Annotated in this window: 11 protein-coding genes and 1 pseudogene; 4 read left to right on the forward strand and 8 right to left on the reverse strand. The window is 71.4% G+C overall.

Going from position 1 to position 14,797, the window contains the following annotated elements:
• The 4 genes and pseudogenes from ACIBLA_RS32050 to ACIBLA_RS32065 all read left to right on the forward strand — a co-directional run.
• Window positions 1–429: pseudogene (locus ACIBLA_RS32050) on the forward strand (2-oxoacid:ferredoxin oxidoreductase subunit beta); the annotation flags it as partial.
• Window positions 426–746: a ferredoxin gene (fdxA, locus tag ACIBLA_RS32055; RefSeq protein WP_399200654.1), complete on the forward strand. Its 321-nt coding sequence runs from the start codon at window positions 426–428 to the stop codon at window positions 744–746. The pseudogene ACIBLA_RS32050 and the gene fdxA, both read left to right, overlap by 4 nt.
• Before the next feature lie 156 nt (window positions 747–902).
• Window positions 903–1,907 carry an AfsA-related hotdog domain-containing protein gene (locus tag ACIBLA_RS32060; RefSeq protein ID WP_363243038.1) on the forward strand — a complete coding sequence of 335 codons (1,005 nt, stop codon included), beginning with the start codon at window positions 903–905 and terminating at the stop codon, window positions 1,905–1,907.
• Between the two features lie 38 nt (window positions 1,908–1,945).
• Window positions 1,946–4,690: a BTAD domain-containing putative transcriptional regulator gene (locus tag ACIBLA_RS32065; RefSeq protein WP_399200708.1), complete on the forward strand. Its 2,745-nt coding sequence runs from the start codon at window positions 1,946–1,948 to the stop codon at window positions 4,688–4,690.
• Window positions 4,691–4,844: 154 nt separating this feature from the next.
• Here the strand turns inward: ACIBLA_RS32065 and ACIBLA_RS32070 are convergent, their stop codons facing one another.
• The 8 genes from ACIBLA_RS32070 to ACIBLA_RS32105 all read right to left on the reverse strand — a co-directional run bounded on the left by ACIBLA_RS32070 (window position 4,845) and on the right by ACIBLA_RS32105 (window position 14,796).
• Window positions 4,845–5,696, reverse strand: a complete 852-nt coding sequence (locus ACIBLA_RS32070; protein ID WP_399200656.1) for a 4'-phosphopantetheinyl transferase family protein — start codon at window positions 5,694–5,696, stop codon at window positions 4,845–4,847.
• On the reverse strand, window positions 5,608–6,456 hold the full coding sequence (locus ACIBLA_RS32075) for a 2-oxo acid dehydrogenase subunit E2 (RefSeq protein WP_363243041.1): 849 nt from the start codon (window positions 6,454–6,456) through the stop codon (window positions 5,608–5,610). Before ACIBLA_RS32075 ends, ACIBLA_RS32070 begins: the two co-directional genes overlap by 89 nt.
• The gene (locus ACIBLA_RS32080) at window positions 6,453–6,725 is read right to left on the reverse strand and encodes an acyl carrier protein (protein ID WP_363243042.1); all 273 of its coding nucleotides are present in this window, start codon (window positions 6,723–6,725) and stop codon (window positions 6,453–6,455) included. The genes ACIBLA_RS32075 and ACIBLA_RS32080 overlap by 4 nt, the downstream gene beginning before the upstream one ends.
• Window positions 6,722–7,744 (reverse strand): 3-oxoacyl-ACP synthase III family protein, encoded by a 1,023-nt coding sequence (locus ACIBLA_RS32085; RefSeq protein ID WP_363243043.1) that lies wholly within the window; start codon window positions 7,742–7,744, stop codon window positions 6,722–6,724. Before ACIBLA_RS32085 ends, ACIBLA_RS32080 begins: the two co-directional genes overlap by 4 nt.
• The gene (locus ACIBLA_RS32090) at window positions 7,741–10,797 is read right to left on the reverse strand and encodes a type I polyketide synthase (RefSeq protein ID WP_399200657.1); all 3,057 of its coding nucleotides are present in this window, start codon (window positions 10,795–10,797) and stop codon (window positions 7,741–7,743) included. The genes ACIBLA_RS32085 and ACIBLA_RS32090 overlap by 4 nt, the downstream gene beginning before the upstream one ends.
• Window positions 10,797–11,084 (reverse strand): acyl carrier protein, encoded by a 288-nt coding sequence (locus tag ACIBLA_RS32095; protein ID WP_363243045.1) that lies wholly within the window; start codon window positions 11,082–11,084, stop codon window positions 10,797–10,799. Before ACIBLA_RS32095 ends, ACIBLA_RS32090 begins: the two co-directional genes overlap by 1 nt.
• 107 nt (window positions 11,085–11,191) lie before the next feature.
• Window positions 11,192–12,982, reverse strand: a complete 1,791-nt coding sequence (locus ACIBLA_RS32100) for an acyl-CoA dehydrogenase (RefSeq protein ID WP_399200658.1) — start codon at window positions 12,980–12,982, stop codon at window positions 11,192–11,194.
• Window positions 12,976–14,796 carry an acyl-CoA dehydrogenase family protein gene (locus tag ACIBLA_RS32105; RefSeq protein WP_399200659.1) on the reverse strand — a complete coding sequence of 607 codons (1,821 nt, stop codon included), beginning with the start codon at window positions 14,794–14,796 and terminating at the stop codon, window positions 12,976–12,978. The genes ACIBLA_RS32100 and ACIBLA_RS32105 overlap by 7 nt, the downstream gene beginning before the upstream one ends.
• Between the last annotated feature and the right edge of the window lies 1 nt (window position 14,797).

Consider the following 14,797-nt stretch of genomic DNA (forward strand, 5'->3'; position numbering starts at 1 on the left):
TACCAGAACTGCAACATCTTCAACGACGGCGCCTTCGAAGCCCTCAAGGACAAGGAACGCGCCCAGGAAGCGGTCATCCGCCTCGAACACGGCGAACCGATCCGCTTCGGCACCGACAACACGAAAGGCGTCGTGCGCGACCCCGCCACCGGCGACCTCGCCGTCGTCCCCGTCACAGCGGACAACGAACACCAGATCCTCGTCCACGACGCACACACCACCAGCCCCACCACCGCCTTCGCACTCTCCCGCCTCGCCGACCCCGACACCCTCCACCACACCCCCATCGGCGTCCTGCGCAGCATCCAACGCCCCGTCTACGACACCCTCATGAACGACCAACTCGACACAGCCATCGAACAGAACGGCAAAGGCGACCTGACCCAGCTCCTCGCCGGCAACGACACATGGACGGTGCAGACCGCATGACGTACGTCATCACCCAGCCCTGCGTGGATCTCAAGGACAAGGCATGCGTCGACGTGTGTCCCGTCGACTGCATCTACGAAGGTCCGCGCAAGATGTACATCAACCCCGATGAATGTGTTGACTGCGGTGCCTGCGAGCCCATTTGTCCGGTAGAGGCGATCTTCTACGAGGACGATCTGCCCGACGAGTGGTCCGGCTATCTCGCCGCCGAACGTGAGGTCTTCGTCACAACAGGAGCGTCCGGCGGTGCGAGCGGGGCGGGTTCACTGGCCCAGGACCACCCGATCGTCGAGGGAGAACCGGTGAAAGCGGGCTAAAGCGTCCAGAGGTGCGGGGGTGGCCGACATTCGCACTTCAGTGTGGCTTCCCCGGTCCTTCAGCGGAGTCCGGCAACGTGCATCCAGTCAGACGCACATACCCCGCAAGCGTTTCCGCGGAGCCGCCGGACACCGCAGCAAAGGAATCCCAACCCCATGGACACCTTTACCGCACCCTCCCCCTCCTTCCTCGGCACGCACCATCTGGTCCACAGACCGGCCAGCCCCGAGGCCTTTCTGTTGAAGGCCACCGCGCCGATACGGCAGAACTTCGCCTTCTCCGCAGAACTACCCGAAGAGCACCGGCTGTTCGGCGACTCCGTGTCCCGCTACCACGATCTGCTGTTCCCCATGGAGTCACTGCGCCGGACCATGCTGTTCGCGGCACGCCGGTACTTCAGAGTGCCCGCGAGCAGACACCCGGTGGTGGCTTCCGGCAGCGCCGAGATCACCCATCTGGACGCCTGGCGCCGCGGCGACAGACGGGCCGGGATCGCTCTGGAACTCGGGATGACGCCCCTCGACATCGTGGGCGGCGTGCCGCACGGTCTGGAGTGCGAGGCCGCAGTCTCCATCGACGGCGAGCGCTGTGGCATCGCCTCGGTCCGGCTGGCCTTCCTCGCCCAGGGCGTTTACGACAACCATCGCGAACTCGGGCGGCGGCAGAGCGAGGAGTCCGCCGCCTGGCTCTGTGATCCGGTGTCCCCGGGCATGCCGCTGCCCGAACAGGTGGGTCACCGGGACAGCCGTAACGTCGTGGTCGGCCTGCCCGAGCGCACCGGCGCGGAGGGCGAAGACGAACTGCTCTTCCCCATCGACGCCAAGGCAGCTGCCGAGCTGCGGTTCGAGGCCGACGCACCGGACGACGTGCCGCCGATGCTGTTCCTGGAGGTGTCCCGCCAGGTGGGGCTGCTCGCCGCCGCTGAGCTGCGCGGCTTCGTCCCCTCGTACGCCGTGCTGTCCCGATGGCAGGCCACGTTCCGCGGCTTCACCGAGCCCGGACTGCCGCTGCACTGTTCGGTGCGAGAGGGGGTGCGGAGGAAGGACGGGAAGGTGTGCCGGGACGCGGCGGGCCGGCCCGTGGTGGAGCTGCGGCTGTCGTTCCTCCAGGGCAGCCGGGTCGTCGCGCGGGTCTCCGCGTCCGTGCTGCAGGACTGCTGAGCCGCGCGATGAGATACCGAGTACTCGGCCCCGTGCGTATGACGCCTCGTACGCCGTCCGCGGCCAAGCCGCGCGCGGTTCTCGCCACCCTGTTGGTGCGGAGCAACACAGTGGTGTCGACCCATACCCTCATCGACGAACTGTGGGCTGAGGGACCGCCGCGCACGGCCACCACCACCCTCCAGGTGTACGTGTCCCAGCTGCGCAAGGCCCTGTTGGAGGACACCGGCGAGGCCGCGGCGGGGACCGGCACGGTGCAACCCCTGCTGACCCGGCCCCCCGGCTATCTGATGCAGATCGCCCCGGAGGAACTGGACTTGGCCGTCTTCGAGTCGCTGCGGGCCGAGGGCCGGGCCGCGTACGGGCGGCGCGAGTACGAGTCCGCCTCGCGGGCGCTGAGCCGCGCGCTCGGGCTGTGGACGGGGCCCGCGCTCTCGGGCATACCGCACGGGCCCTCGCTGGAGACCTCCGCGATCCGGCTGAACGAACTGCGCGCGGAGGTCCTGGAACAGCGGATCTCCGCCGATCTGCGGCTCGGACTGCACCATGAGCTGGTCGGTGAGCTGATGGCCCTGGCACACGAACATCCGCTGCGCGAGACGCTGCACTGTCATCTGATGGTGGCGCTCTACCGGTCCGGCCGGCAGTCCGACGCCCTTCAGGCCTTTCACCAGGCGCGGCGCTCACTCGTCGACGAACTGGGGGTGGAGCCCGGACCGGTGCTGAGCAGACTTCAGGAGCGCATCCTCTCCTCCGACCCCTCGCTGGCCTGGCACGGTGAGCCCCAGCGCGGCGTCGTTCCCGTCGGCGGATCCGACGACCGTCCGGCCGGCGGGCAGGGCAACGGGTTCGCGGCGTACGGCCAGGACGCGAGGCCCACGGTGTGGCTGCCGCCGACCGTGGCGAACTTCACCGGACGGGAGGACCAACTGGCCTTCGGCAACCGGCTGTTGGCGGATGGTCAGCCCGGCGGGAACAGAGTGCTCCTGCTGTCGGGCCGGGCGGGCGCCGGAAAGACGGCGTTGGCCGTGCGACTGGCCCACAGCGCCACCGACCGGTTCCCCGACGGACGGGTCCTGGTGTCGTTGCGGGACGCCAACGGGCGAGCCGTCGAACCGAGGACTGTCATGGCGACCCTCCTGCGACGACTGCGCGGGCCGTGGGCGACGGGTGCCGACTCGGGCGCGGAACCGCTGCCGTCGTCCGAGACTGAACTCGCGGAGCTCCTGCACGGACGCACCGAGGGCCGCAGAGTGCTCTTCATCCTGGACGATGCCGTCTCGGAGGCACAGGTCCGGCCGTTGCTGTCCGCCGTGCCCGAAGCCACGGTGATCCTGACGAGCCGTCAAGTACTCGGTGCGCTGGAGAGCGTGCGGCACCTGACCCTCGACGTGCTCTCGGCCCGTGAGGCCGAGGCGCTGCTCACGGCGTGCGGCGGCCCGCGGATGCGGGACGATCCGGAGTCGGCACGAGAGATCGCCCAGCTCTGCGGCCGACTGCCGCTGGCCCTTCGGGTGGCAGCCGCCGGACTCGCGGCCCGCCCGCACTGGACCGCTGCCGGACTCGCCAAGCGGCTGCGCGACGAACGGACCCGGCTGCCCGCGCTCGCACTGGGCGATCTCGACGTACGCAGCACCCTGCTGACCGCCTACCACGACGTGGACGAGAAGGCCAGGCGCGCCTTCCGGATCCTCGGGCTGGCCGCACTGCCCGACTTCGCCCCCTGGACCGGGACCGCGCTGCTCGCCACGGACCCGCTGGAGGCCGAGCGGATCACCGAAGAGCTGGTGCAGGCGCATCTGCTGGAGGCACGGCGGCAGCCGGGGCGGCTGGCCCCCGTGCGCTACAGCTTCCACGCGCTGCTGCGCTCCCTGGCCCTTGAGGTGCTCGCCCAGGAGTCCCCGCAGGAGGGCCCGGCGGCCGTGGAACGGCTGTGCCGTGCCTTTCTGACCCTGGCCAGGCACGCGGACGCGCAACTGGCGCCCGGCAGGGAACGGCTCACGTACGAGGCCGAACCACTGCCCGCGATCTCCCCCGAGGATGTGGTCGGCAACGCGCCGCTGCGCTGGTTCCAGGAGGAGTCCGCCGCCCTGTTCGGAGCTGTGCGGCAGGCGCATGAGGCCGGGTTGTGGAGTCTGTGCTGCTCCTTGGCCTCGGCCACGGCCGGCTACTACGAGGCGGGCGCCCTGTGGGACGAGTGGGAGGCAACGCACGACCTCGCGCTGGACGCGGCTCGCCGGTCCGGTGACATTCACGCGGAGGCCGTGATCCAGCGCTCCCTCGGCGACCTGGCCTGGCAACGCCACCAGACCTCGCTGGCGCTCGACCGGTACCGCCTCGCCCGGCAGTTGTTCACCCGCCACAGTGACCGGGTGGCGGCGGGCCGCTGTCAGTCCGCCGAGGCGGACGCGCTCCTCGCCATGGGGCAGGTCACGCGGGCCGGGCACGCCTATGCGGGCGCTCTGTCGGTGAGCCGGCTGGTCGACGACGCGCGTGGCTCGGCCGAGTCGCTGCGCGGACTGGCCCTCGTGGCGCAGCGCGAGGGCCGCCAGGAGGACGCACTCGCCCGCATGGAGGAGTGCGAGAGCGCCGCACGCACCGCGGGCGACCACCGCTGGACCGAGTACGCGTCGCGCACGGCGTCCGCCCTGCGCATCGCACTCGCGTCGGGCCAGTCGGCCGGGGCGTCCTCGCTCCCGCTCGAAGTCCGCCCGGGTGTCTGGCTCTTCCACCCGTCGCCATCGGACCAGCAGGCCGAGTGGGGTCTGCCCGCCATGTGCTGAGGGGTCTGTGCCGAGTTTCGACGGGGAGACTCGGCACAGATCGCCCGGACAGGGCCTAGTGCCGCGACCGGCAATGTTTGCCCTGAAGGAGCGTCGTCCGGTGCGGGCGAGCGTGCTGGACGACGCAACGGGGCAAAGCCTGCCGGGAGGGGCACTAGCGGGTGTCCTGCTCCTCCTCGCCGAGTGCCGCCAGCAGGGCGTCGACGGTGCCCGGGTCCAGGGCCGTGGCCGCCGCCGGGTCCGTCGTGCGGCCGAAGCCGGCGTCGCCGACGGCGACGGCGAGGGTGTAGCGGCCGGCGTACGACAAGGTGTGGAAGGCCCACGCGCCGACCGTTCCGGGGGTGCCGTCGGGGCGCAGCACATCCGTGGGGGCTCGGTCCGGGCTGAAGCCGAAGTCGGTAAAGCCGAGCAGCATGCCGAGACCGATGGCTTTGCTGTAGGCCTCCTTCAGGGTCCACAGGCGGAGCATCGCGGGGTTGCGCTCGGCGACCGGCATGGCCTCGATCCGCTCCGCCTCGTACGGGGTGCACATGTGCCGGGCGAGACCGGAACCGTACAGAACACGGTCGCTGCGCTCGGCGTCGACGCCGATGGCGCCGTCGGTGGCCAGGCCGACCAGCAGCAGGTCGTCGGTGTGGCTGAGGCTGATGTGCACACCGTCGTAGCCGCGCAGACAGGGACGCCCGTTGAGGCCGTAGCCGAGTTCGACGGACTCGGGCCGTACGCCGAGCGCGGCTGCGGCCCCGAACTTCAGCAGGACACGGGAGGCCGCGAACCGGGTACGGACCCGACGGTGCGTCAGCTCCAGATAGCGCTCCCAGTCGTGGCCCAGGAGCGCGCGCAGCCGCCCGCCCGCCCCTTCCGGTCGCCAGTCGTCCTGGCGGGCGCAGAGCACCGCGACCCCGTGCCGGTCCAGGTCAGCGCGTACTCTGCTCCAGTCCGCCGAGGGGCCGGGGATCACGATCGGCTCCCCGAGGGCCGGGGTCCGGCGCCCAGGTGCCGTCATCGAAGGTCTCCATCGTGTGGTGGAGATCGGACAGCACGTCGGCCGCGGTCGCGCCGTCGATCACCCGGTGGTCGAAGGTGAGGCCCAGTCGCATCATCGGCGCGGGCACCACGACGCCGTCGCGGACCACCGCACGGTCCACGATGCGGCCCGCGCAGAGAGTCACGGCGGTGCCGCCGGCCGAGTGGAAGCCGTCGACGTTGCGGTGGCCGAGCGAGCTGACCGAGACGGTTCCGAACACGCCGGCGCGCCTCTTCGGATCGCGCAGCGCCGCGGCGAAGGCGGCTCTGCCGAACGGGACCGGAAGCCGGCCGAGCATCCGTACGCCCTTGAACTCGGGGAGTTCGGCGGCCTGTTCGCCCTGGTAGCGGTCGATTCGTTCCTGGATCTCACGCAGGTTCGCGGTCTCCAGGCCGGGAACGAGCGCCGAGAGTACGGTGCGCTCGCCCTCGACGGGCCGGTCCAGGGCGAGTTTGGCGGTGACGCCGTCGAAGCGGACGATCCTCGGGCGGCGCAGCAGTCCCGGCCAGCCGGGCGCCATGACGGCGTTGGCCTCCGGGTGACGGTCGAGGACCCGCCCGGCGGCGTACAGCAGATACCCGACGACCGAATAGCGCCGGCCGTTGTCGCGGGCGGCGGCACGGTGCGCCTGGATGCGGGTCATGTCGACGTCGGTGTCCAGGTGTACGGGCCGCTGGGCCGCCGCCCACTCCAGGAAGTACAGGGTGTGGCGGCGGCGGCGTACGGCGGCGGTGCTCACCCGGACACCGCCAGCTCGTAGATCTCCTTGAGGCTGCGGGCCTGGAGGACCTTGCCGACCGGGACCTTGCGGCCGATGGCGGATTCCAGGGCCGTGATGAGCTTGAGGAGGTACAGCGAGTCCCAGTCGGGGAGTTCGTCGAAGTCGGCGGCCACCTGCTCGGGTGCGAGCGGCATACCGATCTCGTCGTTGACGAGCAGGACATAGTCGTCCAGGGTGAAGCCGCCCGCGTCGGGAACGGACGCGGGCGTGGTGCTGTCGATGCTCATATCTTCTCCAGGGCGAAGCCGGCCTTGATCCACTTGCTGGACTCGACGGCGACCGCGAGGGCCCGCTCGCCGCCCGACATCCCCTCCAGCAACTTCTCCATCTGCAGGAAGGGCAGGGCGTTTCCGTTGTTGCCGGTGTCCGCGACGCACGAGATTTCCTTCGCGGTCGGCACGTCGAGTTCCTCGGTGATACGGCGGGTCATCCGGCCGGACAGCTGGGGCGGCAGCAGATAGTCGAGTTGATCGGCCTCCCAGTCGAGCTCACCGAGCATCTCCCAGAGGATCTCGACCGCCATGACGGGCACGAACTCCTCGATGGCCTTGTAGTCCTCGGTGAGGGCCTGCCGGTCGTCGTACCGGTCGGCGAGCCCGAACCACTCGATGACCTGACCGGGCTTGCGGCCCAGCCCGGTGAAGCGGTTGAGGACCTGGCGCAGTGCGACGCCCTGTCCGCGCGGCTCGTCGGTGAGGACGGCCGCGCCGGCTCCGTCACCGAACAGGACGTAGTTGACGAGGTCGCCGGGGGCGGCGCCGGACACGTCGCGCTGGAGGTCGAGGTGTTTGCTGCACACGTCGCCGCCGATGACGAGACCGGTGCGGTACTGACCGGAAGCGATCATCGACTGGGCGACGCCGAGGGCCTGTACGGCGCCGGCGCAACCGGACTGGAGCTGGAGGGTGGGGACCTGGTCCAGGCCGAGCTGGTCGGCGACATGGTTGACGGTGGCGGGCATCAGGTTGTCCGGGGTGGCCGTGCCGAGGACGATGAACTCGATCTCGGACGGGTCGACACCGGGGGCGGCGAGAGCCCGCTCGGCGGCCTGCGCACACAGGTCGGCGAGCGACCAGCGCACCACGCCGGTGCCGAGGTCGCGGGCGAAGTACCGCGTCCTGGTGCCGATGAAGACCTCGATCCACTCCTCGTTGATGCCGAGCACCTTGGACAGGGTGGCGTTGTCCACCGGGTCACCGGGCAGTGCGGTGCCGATGGAGGCGAGATAGCTCGTCGGAGTGGTCATGCTGTCCTCTCTTCTTCCATGAGCGACCGGTTCTCCTCGGTGTCGCCGAAGCTCACGGGACCGGGCACCGACGCGCCGAATTCGCGCAGGAAGGCGACGAGGTCGCCGACCGAGGAGAGGCGGGGCAGCAGGTCCTGGACCGTCAGGGTGCCGATGCCGGCGAGCCGGGCCTCCAGCCGGTTCTTGAGTTCCATGATCATGACGGAGTCGAAGCCGAGATCCTCGTACAGCCGGTCGTGCGGGCCGATCTCGGTCCAGCCGCCGACCAGCCGGACGGCCCCGAAAACGGCGTCCGCGACCGGATCCGCCGAGCCGCCGGGCCGGTCCAGGGTGAGGACGGACGCGGGGGCGGTCTCCGGCTCCGGATGCGGTACGAGCGCCGAGCCCGCCGGCACGGGGGCCGTCGTGCCCGGCCCCCGCACCGGGTTCCGCGCCCAGTAACGGTGTTCCGTCGAGAAGGTGTACGGCGGCAGCGGGTGCGCGACCCTTTCCTCGGGTGCGTACACGGCGTCCCAATCGGGTTCGACGCCGCCCCGGTACAGCTCGGCGAGGGCCTCGGCGAGGGCCTGGCCGGCGGACTCGGGCCCGTGCACCGGCAGGACATGTGCCGGGCCCGCGCCCTCGGCGGGCCGGTCGAGGCGGCGCACCATCCCGGAGAGCACCGGCTGGGGACCGATCTCCACGAGGTGGGTCGGGCCGTCGGCGAGCAGCGCGGCGGCGGCGTCACCGAACTGCACGGTGGCGCTGATGTGTTCGACCCAGTACGAGGCGTCCATCGCCTCGCCGTCGAGCACCCGGCCCCGCACGGTCGAGTACAGCGGGATCTCCGGCACTCCCCCGCCGACCTCGGCGGCGATCTTCGCGAAGCGGTCCAGTACGGGCCGCATCAGCGGTGAGTGAAAGGCGTGCGAGACCTGGAGTTTGCGGGTGGTGAATCCCTCGGCCTCGATCTCGGCACCGATCCGTTCCAGGGCCTCCAGGTCGCCGGAGAGCACCGTGGAGGTGGGGCCGTTGACCGCGGCCAGGCCGACCAGGGGCTCTCGCTCGATCCACGCCTGAAGGTCTTCGTGGGCCGCCCGGACGGACAGCATGCCGCCGCCCGGGGGGAGTTCCTGCATCAGGGCACCGCGGGCGGCGATCAGCTGGGCGGCACCGTCCAGCGGGAGGGCGCGGGCCAGGACGGCGGCGGCGAACTCGCCGACGCTGTGGCCCAGGAGCAGACCGGGCTGCACGCCGAGTGCCATCAGGGTCCGGCCGAGGGCGTAGCCGACGGCGAACAGTGCGGGCTGCGTCCACCGGGTGCTGTGGATCGCCTCGTCGCCGGCGAGGACCAGGTCGCGCACGGAACGCTCTGTGTACGGCAGCAGTGCGGCGTCGGCCTCGTCGAGGAAGTGCCGGTACAGCGGCGACTGTTCGTACAGCGCGGCGGTCATACGGGGGTACTGCGAGCCCTGCCCGGTGAACAGGAACGCGGTGCGGGGGCGCGCGGCGGGCCGGCCGGAGAGCCGGGCCAGCAGATCGGGGTCGGCGGCCGACTCGCGCAGCCCGGCGACGAGTTCGGCGGTGTCGGTGGCGGTGATCGCGAAGCGGTGGCGATGGCCGGCCTTGACCCGGTTGCCGGCCCTGGCCAGCGGGCCCAGCGGTACGCGGCGGGCCGCCGCCGCGTCCGCCTGGGTCAGCAGGTTGCGGCGCAGCGCGTCGGTGTTCGGCGCGGTGAGGGTGAAGACGGCGGCGCCGATACCGCCCGGCACTGCGCCGTTCACCGGTTCGGGACGGGCGGCGTGGCCGGGCGCGGACTCCAGGACGGCGTGGGCGTTGGTGCCCCCCATGCCGAAGCTGCTGAGTCCGGCGACGGTGGGGCCGGCGGGCAGCCGCAGCGGTGCCTTGAGCAGCCGGAGCCCGTGGTCGCGCAGCTTGAGCTGCTTGTTCTCCTTGGCCGCGGAGCGGCTGGCGGGGACCACCCGGTGGTGCAGGGAAAGGGCGACCTTGATGAGCCCCGCGATGCCGGCGGCGCCCTCGGTGTGGCCGAGGTTGCCCTTGACCGAGCCGAGTGCCAGGGGCTTGCCCGCGCGGTCGGCGTGGTGGTGGCCGAGTGCCTTGACCTCCATCATGTCGCCGAGACCGGTGCCGGTGCCGTGGGCCTCGGTGAAGACCACGTCGGAGGGCTCGACCCCGGCCCTGCGGTAGGCGGCGCCGAGCACCTCCTGCTGGGCCCAGCGGTTGGGAGCGGTCAGCCCGTTGCTGCGGCCGTCCTGGTTGACGGCGATGCCACGGATGACCGCGTACACGCGTTGTCCGTCGGCGATCGCGTCCCGCAGCCTGCGCAGCACGATCACGCCGACGCCCTCGCCGCGGCCGATGCCGTTCGCCTCGGCGCTGAAGGGCTTGCAGCGCCCGTCGGGGGCCGAGAGCCCGGCCTGGGTGTAGAAGATCGACAGAGCCGGGGTGAGCGCCAGGTTGACGCCGCCGACGAGCGCGTGGTCGCACTCCTCGGACAGCAGGGCGTTCACCGCGAGATGCGCGGCGACCAGCGAGGACGAGCAGGCGGTGTCGACGGCGAGGCTGGGGCCCTTCAGGTCGAGATGGTAGGAGATCCGGTTGGCGGTCATGCAGTAGCCGTTGCCGGAGCCGATCTGGGCGGTGACGTTCGCGTAGTCGGTGAGGTGCAGTTGCGCCCACTCGTTGCCCATGACGCCGACAAAGACCCCGGTCGAAGTACCGGCGAGGTTGCGCGGCGCGATCCCCGCGTCCTCGACCGCCCGCCACGAGGACTGGAGCAGCAGCCGCTGCTGGGGGTCCATGGCGGCGGCTTCGCGCGGCGAGATGGTGAAGAACTCGTCGTCGAAGGCGTCCGGATCGGCGATGAAGCCGCCCTGGGTGGTGTTGGTGTGTCCTTCTTCTCCGGCTTCGGAGTGGAACTCCTTGGCGTCCCAGCGCTGCCGGGGCACCTCCCTCACCCCGTCTGCGCCGCGCATCAGCAGGTCCCAGTAGGCGCCGGTGTCGGGCGCCCCCGGGAATCTGCAGTCGATGCCGACGATGGCTACGGGCTCCATCAAGCGCCGCCGCCCTTCGCGGTATCCGCGGCGATCTCCTCCATGAGGTGGCCGGCGAGCGCCTCGACGGTCGGGTAGTCCCAGGCAACCGTCGGCTCCACCACGAGGTCGAAGTCGTCCTCGATGTCTCCGCACAGGCTGAGGGCGGCGACGGAGTCGAGGCCGTACTCCGCGAGCGGCACGTCCGAGGCGATCTCGTCGGGCCGCCGCTTGAGGTAGAGGGCGATGCGCTCGGCCAACCACGTGGTCAGAGACTCGGTGGTATGTCCGGTGGTCGGAACGGGCATGGTGGACTCCTCGGCGGGGATGAGCGGTTCTCGCTTGCTGTCGTGATGTCGTCCGGCGGCCGTCGGGGAACGGGCCGGAGTCCGGTGGGCGGCCGGGCAGGTTTCCGTCAGCCCGCGAGCGGGGTGTCGTACAGGTCGTAGCTGCTGCGCGCGTGGAACCTGCGCAGTACCTCCTCGTGCACCCGGGCGTCCACGGACGCCGGGAGTTCGGCGGGCCGCCGGCCGAGCCGCCGGGCAAGCCGGTGCAGCGCGGCGGCGAGCCAGGCGGGGTCGGCGAGAAATGTGTCGCCGCCGTCGCGGGACGCCTGCTGCCAGACACCGATCGCCGAGGCCGCCGCGAGCAGGACGGCGTAGCGGTCGGCGAGAGCGAAGGTGCCGGGGGCGGCCAGCGCCGTACGGTCCTCGGGTGCGAGCGCGCGGCTCGCCTCCTGGACCTGCCGCAGCTCGTCGACGAGTTGGCGCGCGAGCCCGTGGACGGCCTGCTCCTCGGGAGTCGCGCCGGGCAGCGTGTCCACGGCCGCGATCAGCGTGGCGCTGAGCCCGTCCCGTCCGCTGGCCAGGGTGAGCCGGTCGTAGGGGATGTCCGGCAGGTCGGCGCGCGGCTGGAAGAGTTCCGCGGGCGCCGGTTCGTCGCTGAACCAGGAACGCCGGGCGAGCCGGGACAGCTGGGGAATGATCGTGGCCTGGCAGGCCACGGAGCCGGCGTGGCCGAGGCTGAGCACCGGCAGGTCGCGGATGTGCTTCTGGAAGATTCCGTGCTCACCGTCACGGACGTAGAAGCGGGCCCCGAGCACGATGGAGAGCTCGTGCATGGCGTCGGTGAGCAGCTTCGGGACCAGGTACTTGGTGGCGGCGGCGAAGACGCTGGTCTGTTCGGGCAGCAGGTGCACCGACCGGGTCGCGGCCAGGGAGAGGCTGTCGCAGGTCAGAAGATCGGTGAAGGCTCCGGACAGGGTGGCCCTGGCGTGCGGGATCTCCATGACGGATTTCCGGTAGAGCCGTCGGCCCAGCGCGAAGCGCACGACGGTCCGCAGGGCCGTGTCGGTGGTGCCGACCGCCATGCCGGGGAGCGCGGACCTGGTGATCTGAAAGGCGCGCAGGGCGGTTTCGACTCCCTTTCCGGTCTCGCCTACGAGCGTCGAGGCGGGCACGGGAGTGTTGTCGAACCGTAGTCCGGACAGATGGCAGCCGCGCACGCCGACGGCGTCGTAGCGGGGCAGTACCTGCCAGGTGTCCGTGTCGAGCCCTTCGCGCTCGACGAAGAGCACGGAGTGGCTGCGGCTGCCCGGCGCGGGGCTGGTGCGACCGAACAGAACCCAGGCGTCCGCGCGATCGGCGTTGTTGATGACCTGCTTGGATCCGTTCAGCAGATACCCGCCTCCCTCTACGGGACGGGCCTCGAACTCGTTGCGGACGAAGTCGTTGCCGTGCGCGAGTTCGTGGTAGGCGACCGAGATCTTGCCGCCGCCGGTGAGGATCCGGGCGAGGCGTTCGCGCTGCGCGGCGTCCCCGGAGGCCCAGACGTTCACGGCGGCCATGAAAGAGGTCACGCCGTAGCCGAGGCCGAGGGCGACGTCGCGGCGGAACACCTGTCGCATGACACGTACGAGGGTGTCGAGCCGCTCCAGGCGGCCCCCCTCGGCGCGTGGCACGAAGTCGGCGCCGAGCCTCAGCTCGTCGAGGGCGCGCTCGCCGGCCCCGGAGAGTTCACCGGCCTCGTCCGCCTGGAGCAGCCGGCCGTAGGACAGTTCGTTGTTCTCGTCGGTGGGGTCGCCCATCCGCCGGTCCAGTTCGGCGACGCGGGCCACGGCCCGCGCCTCCTGGCCCGGTGCCCCGTCGCCGTCCCGTACGGCCCCGGTCGGCGGGTGCGTGTCCTGGGGCTCTGTGCCGATCAGCATGACGTCCTCTCAGTCTCGCCGACGGCCGCGGCGGGCATCGCGGGCTGCCGCTCGGGGCCCCGCTGCGGCAGCAACGAGAACAGCCGGCCCGAGGATCGGGCCGCCCGCAGGGCGCCGAGCAGTTCGTCGTACGTCTCCCGGTTGTCCGCCGCCGGTTCGCCGAGGCGGACCAGCAACCGGTCGAGGGCGGTGCGCAGCCACAGGCCGTCGCGCCACAGCGCGCCCGTGGCGGCGTCGTCGCGGAGGCTGTCGACGCTGTGCGTCCACAGGCCTACGCAGGCCGCTCCCGCCCAGCACAGGGTGTAGCGGCGTGCGACCTCGAAGGCGGCGGCCGGGACCTCGGCGAGCACGCCCTGGTACTCCTCCATCTCGGTGTGCACCGCGTGGGTGACGGCGAGGAGCCGCCGCGCGGCCTCGGCCACCGGTTCGAGCGCGGGGTTCAGTCCCGCCCTCCGGGTGATCTCCTCGACGGAGGCGGCGAGGCCCGCCATGACTCCGCTGCCGTGCCGGGCGACCAGCGACAGCTTCGAGGGGTCCAGGGGCGGCAGCGGTGTGGCGAGGTCGCAGGCGGCGGCGCCGCCGGCCGTGTCGCCGGTGCCGCGCTTGAAGCCGCGGACCAGTGGACGGAACTGGTTGACGAGGGAGTTGAGGTTGACCAGGGTGTTGCCGTCGAAGAGTCCGACGATGCGGTGGTCGCGCGCGACCTTCTGGAAGCGGCCGTCGGCGTGGACGTCCTTGAGGAAGGCGCGGGCGCCGAGCAGCCCGGTCAGGTCGGCGAGCACCTGGTCGGTGCCGGTGGGCAGCAGGTACTTGATGACGGCCGAGGTGACGCTGAGTTCCGCGGTCTGGGTCTGTACGGCGCGGCTGGCGACCAGGGCCACCGCCTCGTGCAGCAGTACGTCGGCGGCGGCGCCGGCCAGCAGGTGCCTGGCCTGGGGAAGGTCGATCAGCCGCCGTCCGTACAGCTCGCGCTCCTCGGCGAAGTCCAGGCCGAGCCGCAGTCCGTGGTCACCGGCGCCGAGCGACAGTGCCGCGCACATGGTGCGGGTGAGCTGGAGCGCCTTCAGCACGATCTCCAGGCCGGCGCCCTCGGCACCGACGAGGGCGCTTCGCGGCACCCGGGCGCCGTCGAAGGCGATGCCGGAGATGTCGGCGCCGCGGATGCCGAGAGTGGGAATCTTCGGGAGGTGGCGGTAGGTGTCCTCGTCGAGTTCGCGCTTGTCCACGAGGAGGACGCTGAACCCGCGCGGGCCCCCGTCCGGATGGGTGCGGGTCAGCAGCGACAGCACCGACCCCCGCGTGGCGTTGTTGATCAGCCACTTCTCGCCGCTGACCACCCAGTGGTCCGCCTTGCCGTCGGCGTCCGCCGCCTTGTCCGCCTTGTCATCGGTATGCACGTCATTGGCCAGCAGGTCGCTGCCGTGGGCCCGTTCGGTGAGCCCGAGGGAGACGGGGACCCCGGCCATGATGTCGGTGGCGAGCCGGGCGCCCTGCTCCGCGGAGCCCGCCACCCATACGCAGACCCCGCCGAGATAGGTCTTGCCGTGTCCGATGGCGCTGGTCAGATCGCGGCGGGCGACGGTGCGGACGAGCTGGAGCACGTGCTCGTAGTCGCGCAGCCTGCCTCCGTACTCGACCGGTACGTACTGGTCGGGCAGGCCCCACTCCTGGAAGCTGTGGCAGATGTCGGCGGGGAACTCCTCCTTGTCGTCGAGTTCCGCGCAACGCGCGTAGGAGAAGACCTCGTCGGGGTCGTCGGGGTCGCCGAGGAAGCGGTCGAACTCCTCCGCGAGCCGGTAGGGCGGGTGCTCCACG

Origin of the sequence: Streptomyces sp. NPDC050433 (assembly GCF_044458565.1) — a bacterium.
Taxonomy (GTDB): Bacteria; Actinomycetota; Actinomycetes; order Streptomycetales; family Streptomycetaceae; genus Streptomyces.

Bases quoted from the DNA above. Each gene is read 5' to 3' on its own strand.
- fdxA (WP_399200654.1), top strand. From the start codon at position 426: ATGACGTACGTCATCACCCAGCCCTGCGTGGATCTCAAGGACAAGGCA.
- ACIBLA_RS32060 (WP_363243038.1), top strand. From the start codon at position 903: ATGGACACCTTTACCGCACCCTCCCCCTCCTTCCTCGGCACGCACCAT.
- ACIBLA_RS32065 (WP_399200708.1), top strand. From the start codon at position 1,946: ATGACGCCTCGTACGCCGTCCGCGGCCAAGCCGCGCGCGGTTCTCGCC.
- ACIBLA_RS32070 (WP_399200656.1), bottom strand. From the start codon at position 5,696: ATGACGGCACCTGGGCGCCGGACCCCGGCCCTCGGGGAGCCGATCGTG.
- ACIBLA_RS32080 (WP_363243042.1), bottom strand. From the start codon at position 6,725: ATGAGCATCGACAGCACCACGCCCGCGTCCGTTCCCGACGCGGGCGGC.
- ACIBLA_RS32085 (WP_363243043.1), bottom strand. From the start codon at position 7,744: ATGACCACTCCGACGAGCTATCTCGCCTCCATCGGCACCGCACTGCCC.
- ACIBLA_RS32090 (WP_399200657.1), bottom strand. From the start codon at position 10,797: ATGGAGCCCGTAGCCATCGTCGGCATCGACTGCAGATTCCCGGGGGCG.
- ACIBLA_RS32095 (WP_363243045.1), bottom strand. From the start codon at position 11,084: ATGCCCGTTCCGACCACCGGACATACCACCGAGTCTCTGACCACGTGG.
- ACIBLA_RS32100 (WP_399200658.1), bottom strand. From the start codon at position 12,982: ATGCTGATCGGCACAGAGCCCCAGGACACGCACCCGCCGACCGGGGCC.